Genomic DNA, 15,667 nt, shown 5'->3' with positions numbered 1-15,667 from the left:
GGTGGCAGCAATCGGAATATGTTAATCTACATGTAACGAATTATATTAAAGAACAGCAGTAAATTTAACAACCATTATATATAGGGCAAAGCACCTAAGTAATGTACATTTGCTATATACCATTTTTACACATTAAATTATGAAAAACCTATTTGCACTTATTTCGGCATCCATAATATTAATATCGTGCGGGGGCAAAGAGGCCACTACTTATGCTTCTCCCCTGCAATTACAGCCATCACCCGAAAAAGGGCTCGCCATAGGCACCATTACCTTTGAAGGCGATGTACCGGTAAATGAAATCTACCGCTTTTTTTATGAAGCCACTACCGGAGATAAATCATTTAAAAAGAATAATGCAGGCAAAATAATGATTCTTACCCGCCAGAAAGACCAAAAGGGCTGGAAAGGTGAATTTGGAAATACTAAAAGCTACCTTGTTGTTATAGAACGTGAAGCGGGCAGTTATGCATTTACCACCTATAGTTACCTGAACCGGCTTGGTCCAACCGGAGAGGTAAGCTACGCCGAAAAATTTGCCATACCGTTTGAGATTAAAAAAGGTGGCATAACTTATTTTGGCGAGCTAAATTATGTGGATAAAGCGGTGAAAGGCACACCGAGAATCTTCGTGGCTGACTATTTTAGCCGCGACCTTCCTGAGTTTGAGAAGAAATACCCTACAATAAACTGGAAGCAGGCTGAAAACCAAACAGCTAAGAAGGGTGATACCGGAAATGGGACGGTTGATTTCAGGTTCTAGAATGCCGTAACGCTCAATTATAAATAATATTGTAAGAAGGGAATATATTTATTAAATAAATTTCATCAAACGATATATTATAGCACAAAAGTTTGCATTAATGACATTATTTTAAGAGGTGAAAATTTCATTTTATTTGTAATTTTAACACTATTTGTACTGTAAAAAATAACAATCACCACTAAGATGTGTTAAATTAATAAATTTTAACATTTACCAATGCAGATTATTCATGCAAAAATGTAATTTTACCTTAACCTAAAATTAAAGCTTATGGAGAAAATTACCTTTGACGCTATGCAAAATTTCATTGTGGACAACGAACTGACCGATAGCATTGCTATTTCGTTGCATCCTGAAAGTTTTGATGATTTGGTATTGGATTATCTTGATGCAAACGGCCTATTGTTACAGCGCCCTTTTGAGATTCTCGGTATTGAAATCCTTCAGGACGCAACAGGCATCGTTGCAAGAAATGAAGTTAAATTACTGGGAGTGGCATAACCACCTACCTAAAAAAATAAAATCCCGTATTGGCTTGCAATACGGGATTTTTATTTTGTATGTAAACTACGTTTTATTAACTATTTAGTACCGCAATCAGTTCTTCAAAAGTAACGCTTTGTTGCTCACCTGAAGCCAGGTTTTTAAGGGTATAAGTACCCGAAGCCATTTCAGCATCGCCCGCCATAACCGCGTATGGTATGGCACGTTTATCGGCATGCTGGAATTGTTTTCCTATTTTGGCAGCATCAGGGTATACCTCAGCTTTTATATTTTCGGTACGCAGCCTGCTTACAGCCTTTTGGGCGTAAAGTGCCTCTTTATCACCAAAGTTGATAAACAACACTTTAGCACCCTCAGTTACCGTCTCCGGGAACAGGCCAAGCTCTTCAACCACAAGGTAAATACGGTCAAGCCCAAACGATATACCTACCCCGCTCATATTCTTAAGCCCGAAGATACCGGTAAGGTCATCATAACGGCCACCGCCACCTATAGAGCCAAGTTTTACTCCCTCAGGGGAAGAAACTTCAAATATAGCCCCGGTGTAATAGTTAAGCCCACGGGCCAATGTAACATCAAGGTCAAGTACAGAAGTCCCTAAGCCAACTTCAGCTACATTATTACATATAAAACGAAGCTCCTCCACACCTTTCATACCTTCTTCAGATGAAGCAAGCAGGCCGGCAAGTTGTTCTATCTTTTCACTTATGGTTCCGGTAAAATTAAACAGCGGCTGCACTTTTTCAATCGCTACTGCACTAATGCCTTTCGCTTCCATTTCAGCCTTAACACCGGCTTCGCCAATCTTGTCAAGCTTATCAAGCGCTACGGTAAAGTCAATCAGCTTATCCTTGGCACCTATGACCTCGGCAATACCGCCAAGTACCTTACGGTTATTTATTTTTATGGTAACACCGGCCAGTCCAAGTGAGGTAAATACGGCATCATACAATTGCACCAGTTCCACTTCCTGCCATAGCGAAGTACTGCCCACCACGTCGGCATCGCACTGGTAAAACTCACGGAAACGGCCTTTTTGTGGGTTATCGGCACGCCATACCGGCTGTACCTGGTAACGCTTAAAAGGGAAGGTTATCTCATTCTGGTGCTGCACCACATAGCGGGCAAACGGCACGGTAAGGTCATAACGAAGGGCTTTTTCAGATATTTTTGCCGTAAACTTATTCAGGTCCACCAGCTGCTCTGTTGTAATTGTCTCAGCTGAATTAACCAACAGCTCGTTTAACGAAGCCGGTAGTTCAACGCCTTTTTTATCATAAAAATAGTTGCCGCTGTTCAGTATCTTAAAAATAAGCCTGTCGCCTTCCTCGCCGTATTTTCCCATCAGGGTATCGGAGTTTTCAAACGAAGGGGTTTCTATAGGCTGGAAGCCGAACAGTTCAAAATGTCGTTTTATTACCGATATGATGTACTGACGCTTAGCCACCTCTGCGGGTGAAAAATCTCTTGTTCCCTTAGGGATTCCCGGTTTTGCCATTGTAGTAAAATTTTTGTGCAAATATAGCCATTTCGGTATTTAGATTTAAGTTTTAGGGCAGCGTACTGTAACAACCGCGTACAATGAGCGACAAACCATAAACAGAAATGTTTTATTTTAGCATTAATTATCAATCAGGAATCGCATCATGTTTAACCTTTTCAGGGAAAATACCAAAATAGCGCTGGGCTCCATTAAAGGGCAGGCACTGCGTACTACGCTTACTGTTTTTATCATTAGCCTGGGTATATGGGCACTGGTAGGTATACTTGCTGCCGTGGCGGTACTGGAAAACAGTATAAGCAGCAGCTTTGCCGGTATGGGTGCTAATACTTTTAGTATTACACGATACGACAACAGCAACCGTATGGGCCGCCAGAATGATGCCGATGCCCGTGAAAATCCTGCGATAACCTACCCACAGGCTAAAGCATTTCAGGACAGGTATCATTTTCCGGGGGCTAAAACATCACTTTCGTTTGTTGCTGCCAGCAGTGCCGAAGTGAAATTCGGCATAAAAAAATCAGACCCGGAGATTACCGTAGTGGGGGCTGATGAGAATTTTTTACCCAACTCCGGGCTTGAAGTTACACAGGGACGTAATTTTGCCAATTTTGATATTACCAATAATAATTACGTATGTGTAGTAGGTGCCGACTTTGAAAAAGGTGTGCTTAAAGATGTTAACCCTGTAGGCCAGGTAATATCCATACGAGGGGCTAAGTTTAAGGTTATAGGTGTGCTTAAGGCACGCGGCTCTACCTTTGGAAACCGTCAGGACCTTAACGTAATTATACCGATACAACTGGCGCGTTCGCTGTTTACCGCATCGGGGCTGGACTATACAATAAAAGTAAGTATAGCAAAACAGGATTTTCTGGATGGCGCTGTAGGTGAAGCCACGCTGGCCATGCGCCGTGTACGTAAGCTGCCGCCTACTGCTACACAAAACTTTGGTATAGAACGCAGCGACGAACTATTGGAAACCCTTAGGTCTGATACCGAGTTTTTAAGTTACATAGCCTGGGGTGTGGGGATTATCACCATATTTGGTTCATCTGTGGCACTCATGAACATTATGCTGGTTTCTGTAACCGAACGTACCCGCGAAATTGGTGTACGAAAATCATTAGGCGCAACAAAGGCTATTGTAGCCATGCAGTTTTTTACCGAAACGCTGGTTATTTGCTTTATAGGAGGCCTTGTGGGTATTGCATTGGGAATATTGTCGGGATATGGAATATCCGTTGCATTTAACCTTAGCTTCCCTATGCCCTGGGCTGCCACAATAGCTGCACTCGGTGTAGTTGTGGGTGTTACCATTGTTTCCGGGCTACTACCAGCTATAAAAGCCGCAAGGCTTGATCCTGTTGAGGCATTACGATACGAATAGCATGCAGTCTCAGTTTTCAGTTACTACGTACTATGACTACATGCTATGACTGAAAACTGAGACTGAGACCGAAAACTTAAATAACACAGGAAATCATTCTGTCGTTACCGAAAAGGTCTTTGCGAAGTACAACATTTTTAAAGCCCATATCTTCTAATAAAGCTACGGTTTCCGGGCCAAGGTATTGGTTTATTTCGTAGTATAGCTTACCTCCGGGTTTCAGGTGGTTTAGTGCCAACTGTGCAATTTTTCTGTAAAATATAAGCGGGTCGGTATCTTCTACAAACAGGGCCAGGTGTGGTTCGTGTTCCAGCACATTTGGTTTTATTTCTGATTTTTCAAGGTTCCGCACATAAGGAGGGTTAGATACAATCACGTCGTACTGCTGTGGCAGGTTTTCTGCTGTAAGTATATCTGTCAGGATAAAGTTCACTTGCACATTGTTTGTTACTGCATTTTCTTTGGCTACAGCCAATGCCTCTTTTGAAACATCTATGGCTGATACTTCAGTTTGCGGGAGGTTTTTGCCAAGGCTAATCGGTATACACCCTGAGCCGGTGCCTATGTCCAGTATGCTTAGTTGCTGTTTTTTGTTGTTTTCATGGATAATCCATTCTACCAGTTCCTCAGTTTCGGGGCGTGGAATCAGCGTATTTTCGTTAACCTTAAACTCAAGCCCGTAAAAATATGCCTTGCCAAAAATATACTGTATCGGCCTATATTGTTCCAATTGATGCAGCACATTTTGCCATTGCCCTGTTTCCTCAGCAGTAACCGTTTCATTGCTGCGCATTAAATAATCGATGCGTTTCCAGCCTTTCAGTTCTTCAAGCGAAATGATGAAAAAACGTTCGGCCTCGGCTGCATCATACAGCGGGGTTAGCGTTGCGGTAAATGCTTCTTTATATTCTTTCAGGGTCATGGTACAAGGTTTTTTAGCATCCACACCGGGCAAGAACTATGTCCGGTATTGCCCATAGGGGCATCAAGATAATAGAAACCGTATTTTTTATACAGTTTTTGGGCAGCATCCATATACGGCAGGGTTTCCAGATAGCATTGGCTATAGCCAAATTCTGCAGCAGCTTTAAGGCAGGTTTCCATAAGCAGGGCACCAATCCCTTTGCCACGTGCTAAGGTATTGCTGTACATTTTTTGCAATTCGCAAATGCCTTCAGGGCCGTTTTCAAGCGGGGCTATACCGGCTCCGGCAACAACTACACCGTCGATTTCGGCTACATAGTATACTGAATTTTGGGTGGTATATACCTCATTAAGCCTGTCCAGGATAGGGTCGGCATAAGCAGTGCCTGTTTTTGGAGCATCAAGTTCATCGAACACCCCACGGATAATGGCTGCTATGGCGGCATTATCGGCAGGCTGTATTTTACGGATTACAATATTTTGCATACCGCAAAAATACGGTTATTTGTGGATTTGGTAATCCGGTTATTTGGTAATCGGAAACTTTGTAACTTTGAAGCTTTGCTACTTGAAGATGACTCACGAAACATACATGAAGCGTTGCCTGGAACTTGCCGAAACCGGTATGCGGGCTGCCATGCCAAACCCAAGTGTAGGCGCCGTACTGGTACATAACGGAAGGATTATTGGCGAAGGCCATACCTCACCTTATGGCGGCCCCCACGGTGAAGTGAATTGTGTTAATTCTGTCTGCCCAGAAGACCGCCACCTGATACCTGAAGCTACATTGTATGTAAGCCTGGAACCGTGCAGCCATCATGGTAAAACGCCGCCCTGCTGCGACCTTATCATTGCCCAGCAGATAAAAACAATAGTAGTAGGCACTACTGATCCACACGTTAAGGTAGCGGGTAATGGTATACGGAAGTTGCGCGAAGCAGGACGGGAAGTAATTGTGGGCGTACTGGAAAAGGAATGCCGCGACAGCAACCGCCGTTTTTTTACCTTTCACGAAAAGAAAAGGCCATACATAATACTGAAATGGGCCGAGAGTGCCGATGGTTTTTTAAGCCCCGCAGAGCGAAACGATACAAAACCGGTTTGGATTACTAATGGCTATTCACGCCAATTGGTACATAAGTGGCGTAGCGAAGAAGAAGCTATTTTAGTGGGTACACAAACGGTACTGGACGATAACCCAAAGCTGGATGTACGTTCGTGGACAGGCCCCAACCCTACCCGTATAGTACTGGACAGTAAGGGTAAGATTAATAGCACATACAGTGTTAAAGACCAAAAAATCAATACAATAGTTTTGACAGAACAAACAGATTTTATTAACTTAGACAATCTGTTGTATGAGCAAACCGCTTTTGGCAGCCACCTGCCTGAACGTATTGCCGAGATATTGCACAGGCATAACCTGCTTTCTGTAATTATAGAAGGTGGCAGCCAAACCCTGAAAAGCTTTATTGATGCGGGCCTATGGGACGAAGCCCGTATATTTAAAGGTACCGTTGTTTTCGGTAAGGGAGTGGTATCTCCGGCAATATCGGGTACAGTGGTTGCAAAACAACAAATCCTTAATGATGAACTGTTAATATTGAGGAACTATGGTACAAGCGATAATATTTGACCTTGGCGATGTATTTCTGGACAAGAAACCCGAAGCCCAACGCAAAGCCCTGGCTGCACTTGGCCTTACCGAATGGGACAGCGAACTGCAAAAGCTGGACCGCCGCTTTGAAGCCGGAGCCGTAAGCAGTAACTTTTTCATTAAAACACTACAAGAGCGTACCAACAACGCTACTGAAAGTGAAGTTATTGATGCCTGGAATGCCAGTATAGGCGATTTCCCGCTGAAACGGCTTGAGTTTCTTCAAAAGCTATCGGACAGTTACCGGTTATTCCTGCTGAGTAATACCGATGCTATTCATATCGAGAAGTTTGAGCACGATACCGGCAGCAGTTTCTATGGCGACTTCTACCGCTGCTTCGAAAAGGTATATTATTCCCATGAAACCGGAGTGCGTAAACCTGATCCGGAAGCATTTAGTATGCTTATAAAAAACCATAACCTTCAGCCAAAGCGTACACTTTTGGTTGATGATAAAAAATCTAATACCGATGTAGCCGAAGCGCTTGGCCTTAAAATATGGACACTGCAAAAAGATACCGAAGACGTTACCCAACTTTTTGACCGTGGTATCCTTTCTATGGAAAAAACGGCTTAAATATTATTTACTTACAGTTAAGATGCTAACCTGTATTTGATTATTTTTGCACAAATTTTTCTAAGTAATGAAATTTAAACACAGGTTAGCATATTACCTGTTCGGGCTTACCCTGGGCGGATTTTTAGTAGCTATGATATTTAACGGACGCGGACAGGACTTTTGTTATTTGCCAAACTGCCGCGTATTGAAAAACATCCGTACAAAGGGGCTCTTTATAAGTGATGATGCCAAGAAAGCGTATAGTGAAGGTTGGGTAAACCAAAAGGATATAGACATGACCTTACAATATGGTGACGTAGATTTTGATAAAAGTAACAAGCCTGTAAAAGGTGGAAAACTGTATACTATAGAAGGTAAAAATGCTAAGGGTGAAACTATTATACTGGAAGTTGTAAACAACGAAGAGAAGGCTACCCTGCTAAATGTAAAAAAACCTTAATTTTTTTATCATTTTATCTTGCAGATATTAAAAACTGTGTTATCTTTGCACTCGCAATAACAAACAAGGAAACGCGGTTGAAATTGTTAATAACACATTGGGGCGATTAGCTCAGCTGGTTCAGAGCACCTCGTTTACACCGAGGGGGTCGGGGGTTCGAACCCCTCATCGCCCACCATAAAGGACAAAGAAGTTTTTTTACTCTTTGTCCTTTTTTTATGCTTGTCTATTTCCTTGTTAATTAGATAGATTAGGTTAACCGCCTCGTTAATCCTGCCGGTTCGAAATTCATTTTCTTCAAATGAAAAATTCTCAGGATATATTGAACCGATCAACCCACGCACATCCTCCAGTTTCCCCGTATCAAACAGCATTCTCATGTTCAACAGCCTGTCAATCCCCTTTCTAAGCAGTTCTTCGATGTCATCATCCTCATTGTTCAGGGTTCCGAGCTTGACCTCCAGCTTGGTTATCATGGAACCGTAATCCGATTTCATTTCCCTGTAGTCGTCCGCATCGATCTTACGGGTGGCCAGCAAGTCCCTTGCATGGCTTAATCTTCCTTCATAATCCTTCAGCTGGGCAAGGATACGTTTCTTTTCATCCTGTGAACCTTTGGTCTGTTCGTTATAGGCTTCTACGATTAATTCCACATACAGTTCCTTGATCTCAGGACGTGGCATGAACTTGTCCAGTTCCAGCTTGAAAAGTTCGTTCACAGGTTCTGCCCTCATGCGGTGCGTGCAGCCGCCAAAGCAATGGTAGTATGAATAGTAACGGCTTCGCCCTTTTGACTTACTCGCCGTAAGCACCTTCAGGCATTTTGGGCAGCGCAGGAAACCCCTCAGTGGGAAGTCCGCATCAATCTGCATTTTTGGGCGGTATGACCTGCTACGCCCGTCCAGTACATCCTGGACGGTGTAATACAGGTCTTCGGTAATGATGGCCTCATGCTGCCCTTTTACCAACTGGCTTTCCTCGTCCTTGAATTTGGGCACGAAGATCTTGCCGCAGTACAACGGGTTGCGGATGGCCAGCCAAAAGGCGTTCTTGCCTACGCTTAAGCCTTTCCTGCGTGCCATACGCAGGATATCTTCCGTGTTGAAGATGCCCTTGGCGATTTCCTCAAATGCCCACTTGATGATACCAGCCTGTGGTTCCTTTGGGGCTATGTATTTCCTGCCGTCCTCTTTTGACTTGTTCGCATAGCCTATCGGGGCTTGGCTCACATAACGCCCTTCCTTCATTGCCCTGCGCATGCCGTACAGCACGTTCAACGCCCTGCGGTCGTTCTCCACTTCAGGTGCCGCAAGGTAAAACGCAAGCATCATCTTGTTTTCTGGGATGGACAAGTCCAGTGGCTGTTCTATGGCCTGAGGCTCCACACCCGCCTTGCGCAGGATGCTTATCATTTGGTAAGCATCTCCTGCATTACGGCTGAACCTGTCCCATTTGGTGAACAGTACAAGGTCCGTTTTGTGCTTTTGCTTCTTCAGCAGTACCAACAGTTTCTTCCATGCAGGGCGGTTGAACGATTTTGCCGAGTGGTCTTCATATATCACTTCACGGATGGTTATCTCATTTATCATGCAATACTTGCGCAGCACTTCTTCTTGGTTGCGCTGTGAATATCCCTTATCTGCCTGCTCGTCGGTACTTACCCTTACATACAGGTCTGCTATCTTATTTGCTTTCATGGTTACTCTTGTTTCGGTTTTTTCTCTTTAGGTAATTTGATACGGTAATATTTGCCATCTTTCGTAGGAAATTCAGTATTTCCTGTGCCTGTTCCAGTGTTACGTCCAACCCTGCTTTCTTCAGTAATTGCCACGCCCTTTCGGGGCCAATCCTTCCATTAGTCCTTTTCTCATTTTCCATAGCGCACCTTCTTTAGCATTAAATGAAAAAGACCGACGATCGGCCTTTTACTCTCTCGAAATGTTGACCGCTAAAGGTAGGAGGCAAATCTCAAATCATCATAATCAAAATTTACCCAGGATCAGAAGGTGGGTCAGCCCTAAGCTTCAGGTGCAGTTTGTAGCATTCGTCGATGATCTCCGATTCTTCCATCGGCATGAGTTCCAGTGCAAGTCCAAGCACTTCCGCAATGGTATAGGCCGAAGCGTATTTCTTATTGCCATCGTGTTCTTCCAATCCATATAACGCCGCAACGCTTACCTTGATAAGATCCATCACGGTCAGGGTAAGGTCGTTGTACCCAAGGAAGTATAATTTTGCAGTATGCATCCCTTCACGCCCCTCATAAGGTTCCAGCATGTTGAACTGGGTTGCTTTTCCGAGGGTTTCTGCCAACTCGGTAAGCGCTTTTAGTTTATCCGTTTCCATTGCTATTATTTTTTAAGTTATCAATTTGTGCTTTTGCCAGTTCCAGCACCGTATTATAAAACTGCCTGCAAATAGTTTCCAATTTGTTGCTGTCAGCGATGCTGTATTGGTTCACGTCCTTGTAGCGTGCCATATCGGGGTTTGCTGCAAGCAGCACATAAAGCGAACTGTCCGTTCCGGCCTTGAAGCCAGCGGTAAAGTCCTTGTCGAAAAGGTAGTGCAGCAGCGCAAATAAATGCCCTAGGTTAACACGGTTGGGGCGGTACGCTGCATACAGTTCAATAAGCCCTAAGGAAAGGTTCACCACTGCTTGGTGCAGCAGGGAGTTTTTGACCAAAGCCTCTTCATCCTTACCCAGCATAGCAGCAGAAGTAAGAAACGATTCGGCGGCCAGCTGCCTGTCGAACCAATAGCATACCGATTCCTGCACATCCCTCTTGATAGCTCTGCCTGCTATTCTAAGGCTGCTACCGATTTGAAGCCCGTTGTCAATAAGCTTGCTGAAGAACCAGCGGTCGTTGTCCCGTTTCTTCCTGATAGACTGCCTGCGGTGCAGCAGTATGGTGACCTTATGCTTACCGCCCAGCAGGTTGCGCACCTTGGCCTCAATAACCGAGGCGGCATTTTCCTTGAACTCCATTGCGAATACCACAATGTAAAAGTGGAAGCCCGGATCCCGGTAATGCTTTTGGGATGGCTTTAGGCTGTCGTACGGCCTATAGCCAAAGCAGAACGCCGAGCGGGTATTGATATAGCCGTAGATAATATCGCTGATGCTTGACAGCGCGGCACCGATTTTATAATTGCTATCCAGCGGTTCCTGAAGTATGCGCACGCCTGAAAAGTGTTTTGCTACCGAACCGGCCAATGCAGTCTTGTAGTCCTTTAGCTTCGGCTTTAGCTGTCCTGATAAAAACGAATGGATAGCTTCGACTGCCTTAAAGGCTTTTTCAATGCTTTGCTTTTCGTCAATTTCCAGTTCCTTAAAGAAAACCGAGTAATAGGTCGCGTCAAGGGTTTCTACGATTTTTTTGCCCTCTTCAGTATCGTAATCAAGAAATTCCTTTAACTGCGGAACGAAATTAATGACCCACTGGTATTGCTCGTAAAGGCTGTTGCTGCCGATAAAGGCATCGCCGTACAGTTCGGAAGCCGACATAAGTAAATAGCGTAAGCCTTGGTGCAGGCAAAAGGCAGCTTCTAACACCCTGCCCGAACGGTTCAGGCCTTTATAGTTCTTTAGGCATGCGTCGGCAGCCCATTTCATTTCCCTGAAACGGGACGTTAACCCTTTTTACTAAGGGCTTGGTATTGATCTGGGCGGGACAGAATACTTTGGTATCAGGCCGTGCATATACCAATTTCTCCAAAGCACAATGCTCGATAAACAGCGGCAGGCCTTTTTTAAAGGCGTGCTTTGCCCAATCGGCACTGAAGAATTTAAAGACATAGTCAGGATGCGATTCCACTACCTTGCTGTTCTGGAAAGCCTCCAGCTCTTCATAGAAGCCATCTGAAACAATTGTGCAGATAAGTATTTTATCATTTCCTTCGATCAGGGAAACATATACGGCATCGGTATGCAAAAAGCCCGTGATGTTGCCCACGGCCTGTTCCAGCCCGTTATGTTCGGGATGGCCTTGCGGAATTTTAATTGGGTGATCCATATTCTCTTACTTTTACTGTTGTACATCATCGAAAAACTTTATTTTTGTTTGTACACAGCAAGTAAAGGCACAGCGGTAACGTACCGAACCACAAACGGTTGTGGTTTACCAGTAACTGCTTGTATTTTACCAGCTAAATAAATCCATACAGAATTTTCAATACCTTTGAGTTATGAGCACAGCAACAAAAAACCATATAGGAAGAAAGATTAGCCGCATCCGTGAATTGCGAGGTATGAAGCAGGAAGCTTTGGCTACTGCTTTAGGCATTAGCCAACAAGCTGTTTCAAACATTGAAAATAGTGAAACTGTAGAAGATAAAAAACTTCAGGAAATAGCTACTGCGCTAGGAGTTACCGCTGAAGCCATCAAGAATTTTACTGAAGAAGCTATCTTCAATAACATTAATAACTTCCACGATAATTCAATACAGAACAACTTCAATCCTATTGAAAAAGTTGTAGAATTATATGAAAGATTATTGCAGGCTGAAAAAGATAAGGTTGCTTATTTAGAAAAATTATTAAATAAGTAATTTGCCCCGCAACTTACAATCATAATTTTAAGGTTTAATGATGCCTAATTCTATTAAAATATCTTTTTTCATCTTACTTAAAGGTCTTCTGTCAAACTTGGCTTCCTGAAAGTGTACTCCAAAAGCTAAACGATAAACCTCATCTCTATTTAATGTAATACCGTCTAAAATTTGACTTTCTAACATGTCAATATAATCTTCTGAATAAGCATCTTTAATCCTTCTTAAATCCTCAATTTCGTCTTCATGAGCCTTAAATATTTCTTCTAACTCAAACGCTTTTAAAGACGTGTTCGAAAAATCATCACCTTTATTTGTGATAATCTTGAAACTGAATTTATCGTAGTCTCTATAATCATAACTGAATGTGTATTTTAAATCATTAGAAGGGCTTTTATAATACGGATGGAAATGAGTTGAAAGAGTAAAAGGAGTGTTGCCTTTAACTCCGCTATTACAGACAGAACAACTGGGGATTAAATTGTAGAATGACAGTGCCAACAAAGGATAGTTACTTTTGGAAAACCAATGGTCAAACGTAGGTCTAGTAACTTTTTTTCCTGAACTAGTTATTACCGTTTTAGTATAAATGCGATTACAGTAAACACAAGTTGGTATGTCTAACTTTTCAGCCAAATGATATGCATTGTAATATCTGTATGTTGCCTTATCATCAGTCTTTATCCAACTTTCATAATTAAGTAATGTTTTAAGAGATTTCTTTAAACCTCTTGACGTGAACTTTGCCTTTATCGTATCGAGTTCATCAGGAGTACCAATTAATACAGTACGTAAATTAACTTCATCATTTAAGAATTTTGCTATGGTGCTTTTTATTCCCTTAATTTTATTTATTTTATTAATAATAGCTATGGGAGCTGTTTCAGAAAAAGCATTTCCATTTAATTTTTTTTTAATTATATAACGCATTATGAGATAATGATGATCTCTTGCCTCTATAATGTTATGAAGATTATCATCAATAGAATGCATATCTACTTCTTTTTATTTATTAAGAATTGGATCTCGTTGTCAATAATCTGATTATAGTAATTATTATCTGGAACGAGGTCAGTTATCATTTCTGTAAGTTTCAATTTAACAATCTTTTCGTCAATAAGATTAATTAACTGTTTGTAATACTTTAATTTTTCTTGGAACTGAGGTGTAGATTTTCTTAAATCCGATAGTTTTTGGTTCTCGTTTATCCAGTTTATAGTATCTTTTATTTTGGATTTTGAGAAATCTCCAACTAAACCATCTTCAACAAAAAACGAATGAGCTAACAAATCGGTGATATTTGCTCCGAATGTTTTTTTAATTCTGTTCTTATCTGTCTCTGAAATTATAGCACAAAAGTTAGTGTCTTTTTGGAGAAAAACCACGTTGTTGATAGGAAAATCCGACAATGTAAGCGGATCATGTGTAGTAATTATTATTTGTAATTTTGGTTCTATTTCAAGAACTTCAAAGAAATATGGAAGAGTTTTTAAAATTGCATTTACATATTTTTTCTTCCATACGGGGTGAAATCCTAAATCAGCTTCATCTAATAATAAAATATAATTTGTTTTACTGGGTAGAGACTGGCTCTGACGAGTTAAATTTGTAAATATGAAGTTATAAAGTTTTGAAAAGAAATTTAATAATGCGTTTTCCCCTGAACTCAGGCTTCTTTCAGTTGGTCTAAATGAAATAAATCCATCTGTGTAGTTAGCTTTATCAATCAATCCTTCTCTTTTTGGATAATAATGCAGCAAATTGTTTATTATTCTTTTATGCAGCTCTAGGAGTTCTTTAACTTCAATTAAAGTTAGTCTTATACTTTGCTTATTTATATTATCTGGATCAGACTCCTTTTCAAAAAGTGATTTTAATTTTTCAAAAAAAGGAAGAATTTCATCATAATTAAAGATGTGCTTTTTGTATTTTCCTTTTTCGACATAACTTTCTTTAATAAAATGAATAAGTATTTCAATTGCAGATGAATTTTCAAAACGGTTTCTATCGTAAGGATTCTCAATTTTTCCCTCTTCAAGCCAAGTATTATGCTTCTCCATTTGTTGAACTACGACGGAGATAAAACATCTTATTACAAACCGTTCTAATAGATACTTGTTTACTAATGCTTGTCGTAAGTTCCTTTCTACTTTAGAATTTTCGTCTCGAAAAATATGCCAATTCTTACTTTCATTTTCTGCTTTTTCTAATATAACTTCAATTATGGGGCGCAGCGGATTAGGTGTATTCCAAAAATCAGGCATTTCGACTTCTCTAAAATGTATAATCCCTGTTTCATATTCCGGTAGCTCAAAAACATTCCTAAACACCAAATTATTTTTAAAAATTTCAGAGTTTAGAAATTCAACTTGTCTTATCGAATTTTTAAATATCAACTCTTCATGCAATCTAAAGCGCCAGCCATTTTCATTAGTTCCCTTTTTATCAATATTTTCAAAATCCCCTTTTATGTATTGGTCAAGAGATATGTCATATTCGTCAACATCACTGAAATTACTATTATATTTTAAGTCAAAATGAGGAGAATAATATATGGTTTGGAAATCTTTTATATTAACATTTTCTAATTCATTATATCCTTCAGGCAATTGTTCACCATTAAGTGTTTTTTTAATTATAAAATCTCGTTGTATGGAAATATTGTCTTTGTCATTATCAACAACAATAAATGCTTTAAGGTTAGAATAAAGGACCTTAGTTTCACCGTCAATTTCTGCTAAAACGGTACAAATATTATGCGGCATGGAATATTTATGTTCAACAAATAAGCTTCTTATTACGTCCAGTATTGACGATTTCCCGACACCGTTTTGCCCCACAATAGCGCTTATTAACTCTATGCTGCAAGTGCTGTCAGAAACATTAAAGAAATCAGGTATATATCTCTCATTGAGCTTGCGCTGTACTATTAAATCTTCACCTATCTTGTTAAATGAATACAGATACTTCCCTCCAAAATTTAGTGTTTGCGGTTTATCTATCAAATATTCGTGTTCTTCTAAGTAGATACTTACTATCATGTGAAATTTATTGATTATTAATGCAATACCTAATATATGATATTTAAGGTAATTCTCTCAATTATTTTTTAGTTCAACTTTTAACAGCAGTATTATTCCTAGCAATTGACATAAGACCGAGCTTTTAAAACAAAACCTTCCGGCTTACCGTCAGCATTTGTTTCTGTATTGTTCCAAGAGCATGCTCCTTCAGACATGCACTTTCCTGATATTCCCACAACCTAAAGATTTATTTAATTTTCTGCTGATTGTTTTCCACATGCGAAACGTCAAAAAAGGCAGCTAAGTTATTGCAGGCGCAGCTCACGCCGGCAAAC

General features: G+C 40.9%; 17 protein-coding genes and 1 tRNA gene. 8 read left to right on the top strand and 10 right to left on the bottom strand.

Going from position 1 to position 15,667, the window contains the following annotated elements:
• Positions 1 to 139 precede the first annotated feature (139 nt).
• Together ACZIX4_RS01950 and ACZIX4_RS01945 are read left to right on the top strand one after the other, a co-directional pair.
• Complete coding sequence (locus ACZIX4_RS01950) at positions 140 to 763, top strand: hypothetical protein (protein WP_463333932.1); 624 nt, start codon at positions 140 to 142, stop codon at positions 761 to 763.
• A gap of 273 nt (positions 764 to 1,036) precedes the next feature.
• Positions 1,037 to 1,267, top strand: coding sequence for a hypothetical protein (locus tag ACZIX4_RS01945; protein WP_463333931.1), 231 nt, complete (start codon positions 1,037 to 1,039; stop codon positions 1,265 to 1,267).
• Between the two features lie 76 nt (positions 1,268 to 1,343).
• Here ACZIX4_RS01945 and hisS read toward each other — a convergent pair whose 3' ends face one another.
• The gene (hisS, locus tag ACZIX4_RS01940) at positions 1,344 to 2,768 is read right to left on the bottom strand and encodes a histidine--tRNA ligase (protein ID WP_463333930.1); all 1,425 of its coding nucleotides are present in this window, start codon (positions 2,766 to 2,768) and stop codon (positions 1,344 to 1,346) included.
• A gap of 148 nt (positions 2,769 to 2,916) precedes the next feature.
• On the opposite strand from hisS, the gene ACZIX4_RS01935 reads away from it, so the two are divergent.
• Positions 2,917 to 4,161, top strand: a complete 1,245-nt coding sequence (locus tag ACZIX4_RS01935) for an ABC transporter permease (RefSeq protein ID WP_463333929.1) — start codon at positions 2,917 to 2,919, stop codon at positions 4,159 to 4,161.
• Between the two features lie 76 nt (positions 4,162 to 4,237).
• Here ACZIX4_RS01935 and prmC read toward each other — a convergent pair whose 3' ends face one another.
• Positions 4,238 to 5,083: a peptide chain release factor N(5)-glutamine methyltransferase gene (gene prmC / locus ACZIX4_RS01930; protein ID WP_463333928.1), complete on the bottom strand. Its 846-nt coding sequence runs from the start codon at positions 5,081 to 5,083 to the stop codon at positions 4,238 to 4,240.
• Positions 5,080 to 5,571, bottom strand: a complete 492-nt coding sequence (locus ACZIX4_RS01925) for a GNAT family N-acetyltransferase (protein ID WP_463333927.1) — start codon at positions 5,569 to 5,571, stop codon at positions 5,080 to 5,082. The genes prmC and ACZIX4_RS01925 overlap by 4 nt, the downstream gene beginning before the upstream one ends.
• 88 nt (positions 5,572 to 5,659) lie before the next feature.
• Here ACZIX4_RS01925 and ribD point away from each other — a divergent pair, with 88 nt between their 5' ends.
• The 4 genes from ribD (at position 5,660) to ACZIX4_RS01905 (ending at position 7,939) form a co-directional block, all read left to right on the top strand.
• The gene (ribD, locus tag ACZIX4_RS01920; protein ID WP_463333926.1) at positions 5,660 to 6,721 is read left to right on the top strand and encodes a bifunctional diaminohydroxyphosphoribosylaminopyrimidine deaminase/5-amino-6-(5-phosphoribosylamino)uracil reductase RibD; all 1,062 of its coding nucleotides are present in this window, start codon (positions 5,660 to 5,662) and stop codon (positions 6,719 to 6,721) included.
• Positions 6,699 to 7,319: an HAD-IA family hydrolase gene (locus tag ACZIX4_RS01915; RefSeq protein ID WP_463333925.1), complete on the top strand. Its 621-nt coding sequence runs from the start codon at positions 6,699 to 6,701 to the stop codon at positions 7,317 to 7,319. Before ribD ends, ACZIX4_RS01915 begins: the two co-directional genes overlap by 23 nt.
• A 67-nt stretch (positions 7,320 to 7,386) precedes the next feature.
• Positions 7,387 to 7,761: a DUF4258 domain-containing protein gene (locus tag ACZIX4_RS01910; RefSeq protein ID WP_463333924.1), complete on the top strand. Its 375-nt coding sequence runs from the start codon at positions 7,387 to 7,389 to the stop codon at positions 7,759 to 7,761.
• A 100-nt stretch (positions 7,762 to 7,861) separates the two neighbouring features.
• A tRNA-Val gene (locus ACZIX4_RS01905) sits at positions 7,862 to 7,939 on the top strand.
• Here the strand turns inward: ACZIX4_RS01905 and ACZIX4_RS01900 are convergent.
• The 5 genes from ACZIX4_RS01900 to ACZIX4_RS01880 all read right to left on the bottom strand — a co-directional run bounded on the left by ACZIX4_RS01900 (position 7,896) and on the right by ACZIX4_RS01880 (position 11,774).
• On the bottom strand, positions 7,896 to 9,458 hold the full coding sequence (locus tag ACZIX4_RS01900) for a recombinase family protein (protein ID WP_463334579.1): 1,563 nt from the start codon (positions 9,456 to 9,458) through the stop codon (positions 7,896 to 7,898). The genes ACZIX4_RS01905 and ACZIX4_RS01900 overlap by 44 nt on opposite strands.
• Positions 9,445 to 9,639, bottom strand: a complete 195-nt coding sequence (locus tag ACZIX4_RS01895) for a hypothetical protein (RefSeq protein WP_463333923.1) — start codon at positions 9,637 to 9,639, stop codon at positions 9,445 to 9,447. The genes ACZIX4_RS01900 and ACZIX4_RS01895 overlap by 14 nt, the downstream gene beginning before the upstream one ends.
• A 111-nt stretch (positions 9,640 to 9,750) precedes the next feature.
• Positions 9,751 to 10,107: a hypothetical protein gene (locus tag ACZIX4_RS01890; protein ID WP_463333922.1), complete on the bottom strand. Its 357-nt coding sequence runs from the start codon at positions 10,105 to 10,107 to the stop codon at positions 9,751 to 9,753.
• On the bottom strand, positions 10,094 to 11,374 hold the full coding sequence (locus tag ACZIX4_RS01885) for a hypothetical protein (protein ID WP_463333921.1): 1,281 nt from the start codon (positions 11,372 to 11,374) through the stop codon (positions 10,094 to 10,096). Before ACZIX4_RS01885 ends, ACZIX4_RS01890 begins: the two co-directional genes overlap by 14 nt.
• On the bottom strand, positions 11,337 to 11,774 hold the full coding sequence (locus ACZIX4_RS01880) for a hypothetical protein (protein WP_463333920.1): 438 nt from the start codon (positions 11,772 to 11,774) through the stop codon (positions 11,337 to 11,339). The genes ACZIX4_RS01885 and ACZIX4_RS01880 overlap by 38 nt, the downstream gene beginning before the upstream one ends.
• A 172-nt stretch (positions 11,775 to 11,946) precedes the next feature.
• On the opposite strand from ACZIX4_RS01880, the gene ACZIX4_RS01875 reads away from it, so the two are divergent.
• Positions 11,947 to 12,309 (top strand): helix-turn-helix domain-containing protein, encoded by a 363-nt coding sequence (locus ACZIX4_RS01875; RefSeq protein ID WP_463333919.1) that lies wholly within the window; start codon positions 11,947 to 11,949, stop codon positions 12,307 to 12,309.
• Positions 12,310 to 12,336: 27 nt separating this feature from the next.
• Here ACZIX4_RS01875 and ACZIX4_RS01870 read toward each other — a convergent pair whose 3' ends face one another.
• Both ACZIX4_RS01870 and ACZIX4_RS01865 read right to left on the bottom strand, forming a co-directional pair.
• Positions 12,337 to 13,302: a hypothetical protein gene (locus ACZIX4_RS01870; RefSeq protein ID WP_463333918.1), complete on the bottom strand. Its 966-nt coding sequence runs from the start codon at positions 13,300 to 13,302 to the stop codon at positions 12,337 to 12,339.
• Between the two features lie 2 nt (positions 13,303 to 13,304).
• Entirely contained in the window at positions 13,305 to 15,350 is a 2,046-nt protein-coding gene (locus ACZIX4_RS01865; protein ID WP_463333917.1) for an ATP-binding protein, read from the bottom strand.
• Between the last annotated feature and the right edge of the window lie 317 nt (positions 15,351 to 15,667).

The sequence above is a fragment of the Flavobacterium niveum genome (genome assembly GCF_055231775.1).
The sequence above is the reverse complement of the archived record's forward strand: the minus strand, read 5'-3'. Positions and strand labels throughout refer to the sequence as shown.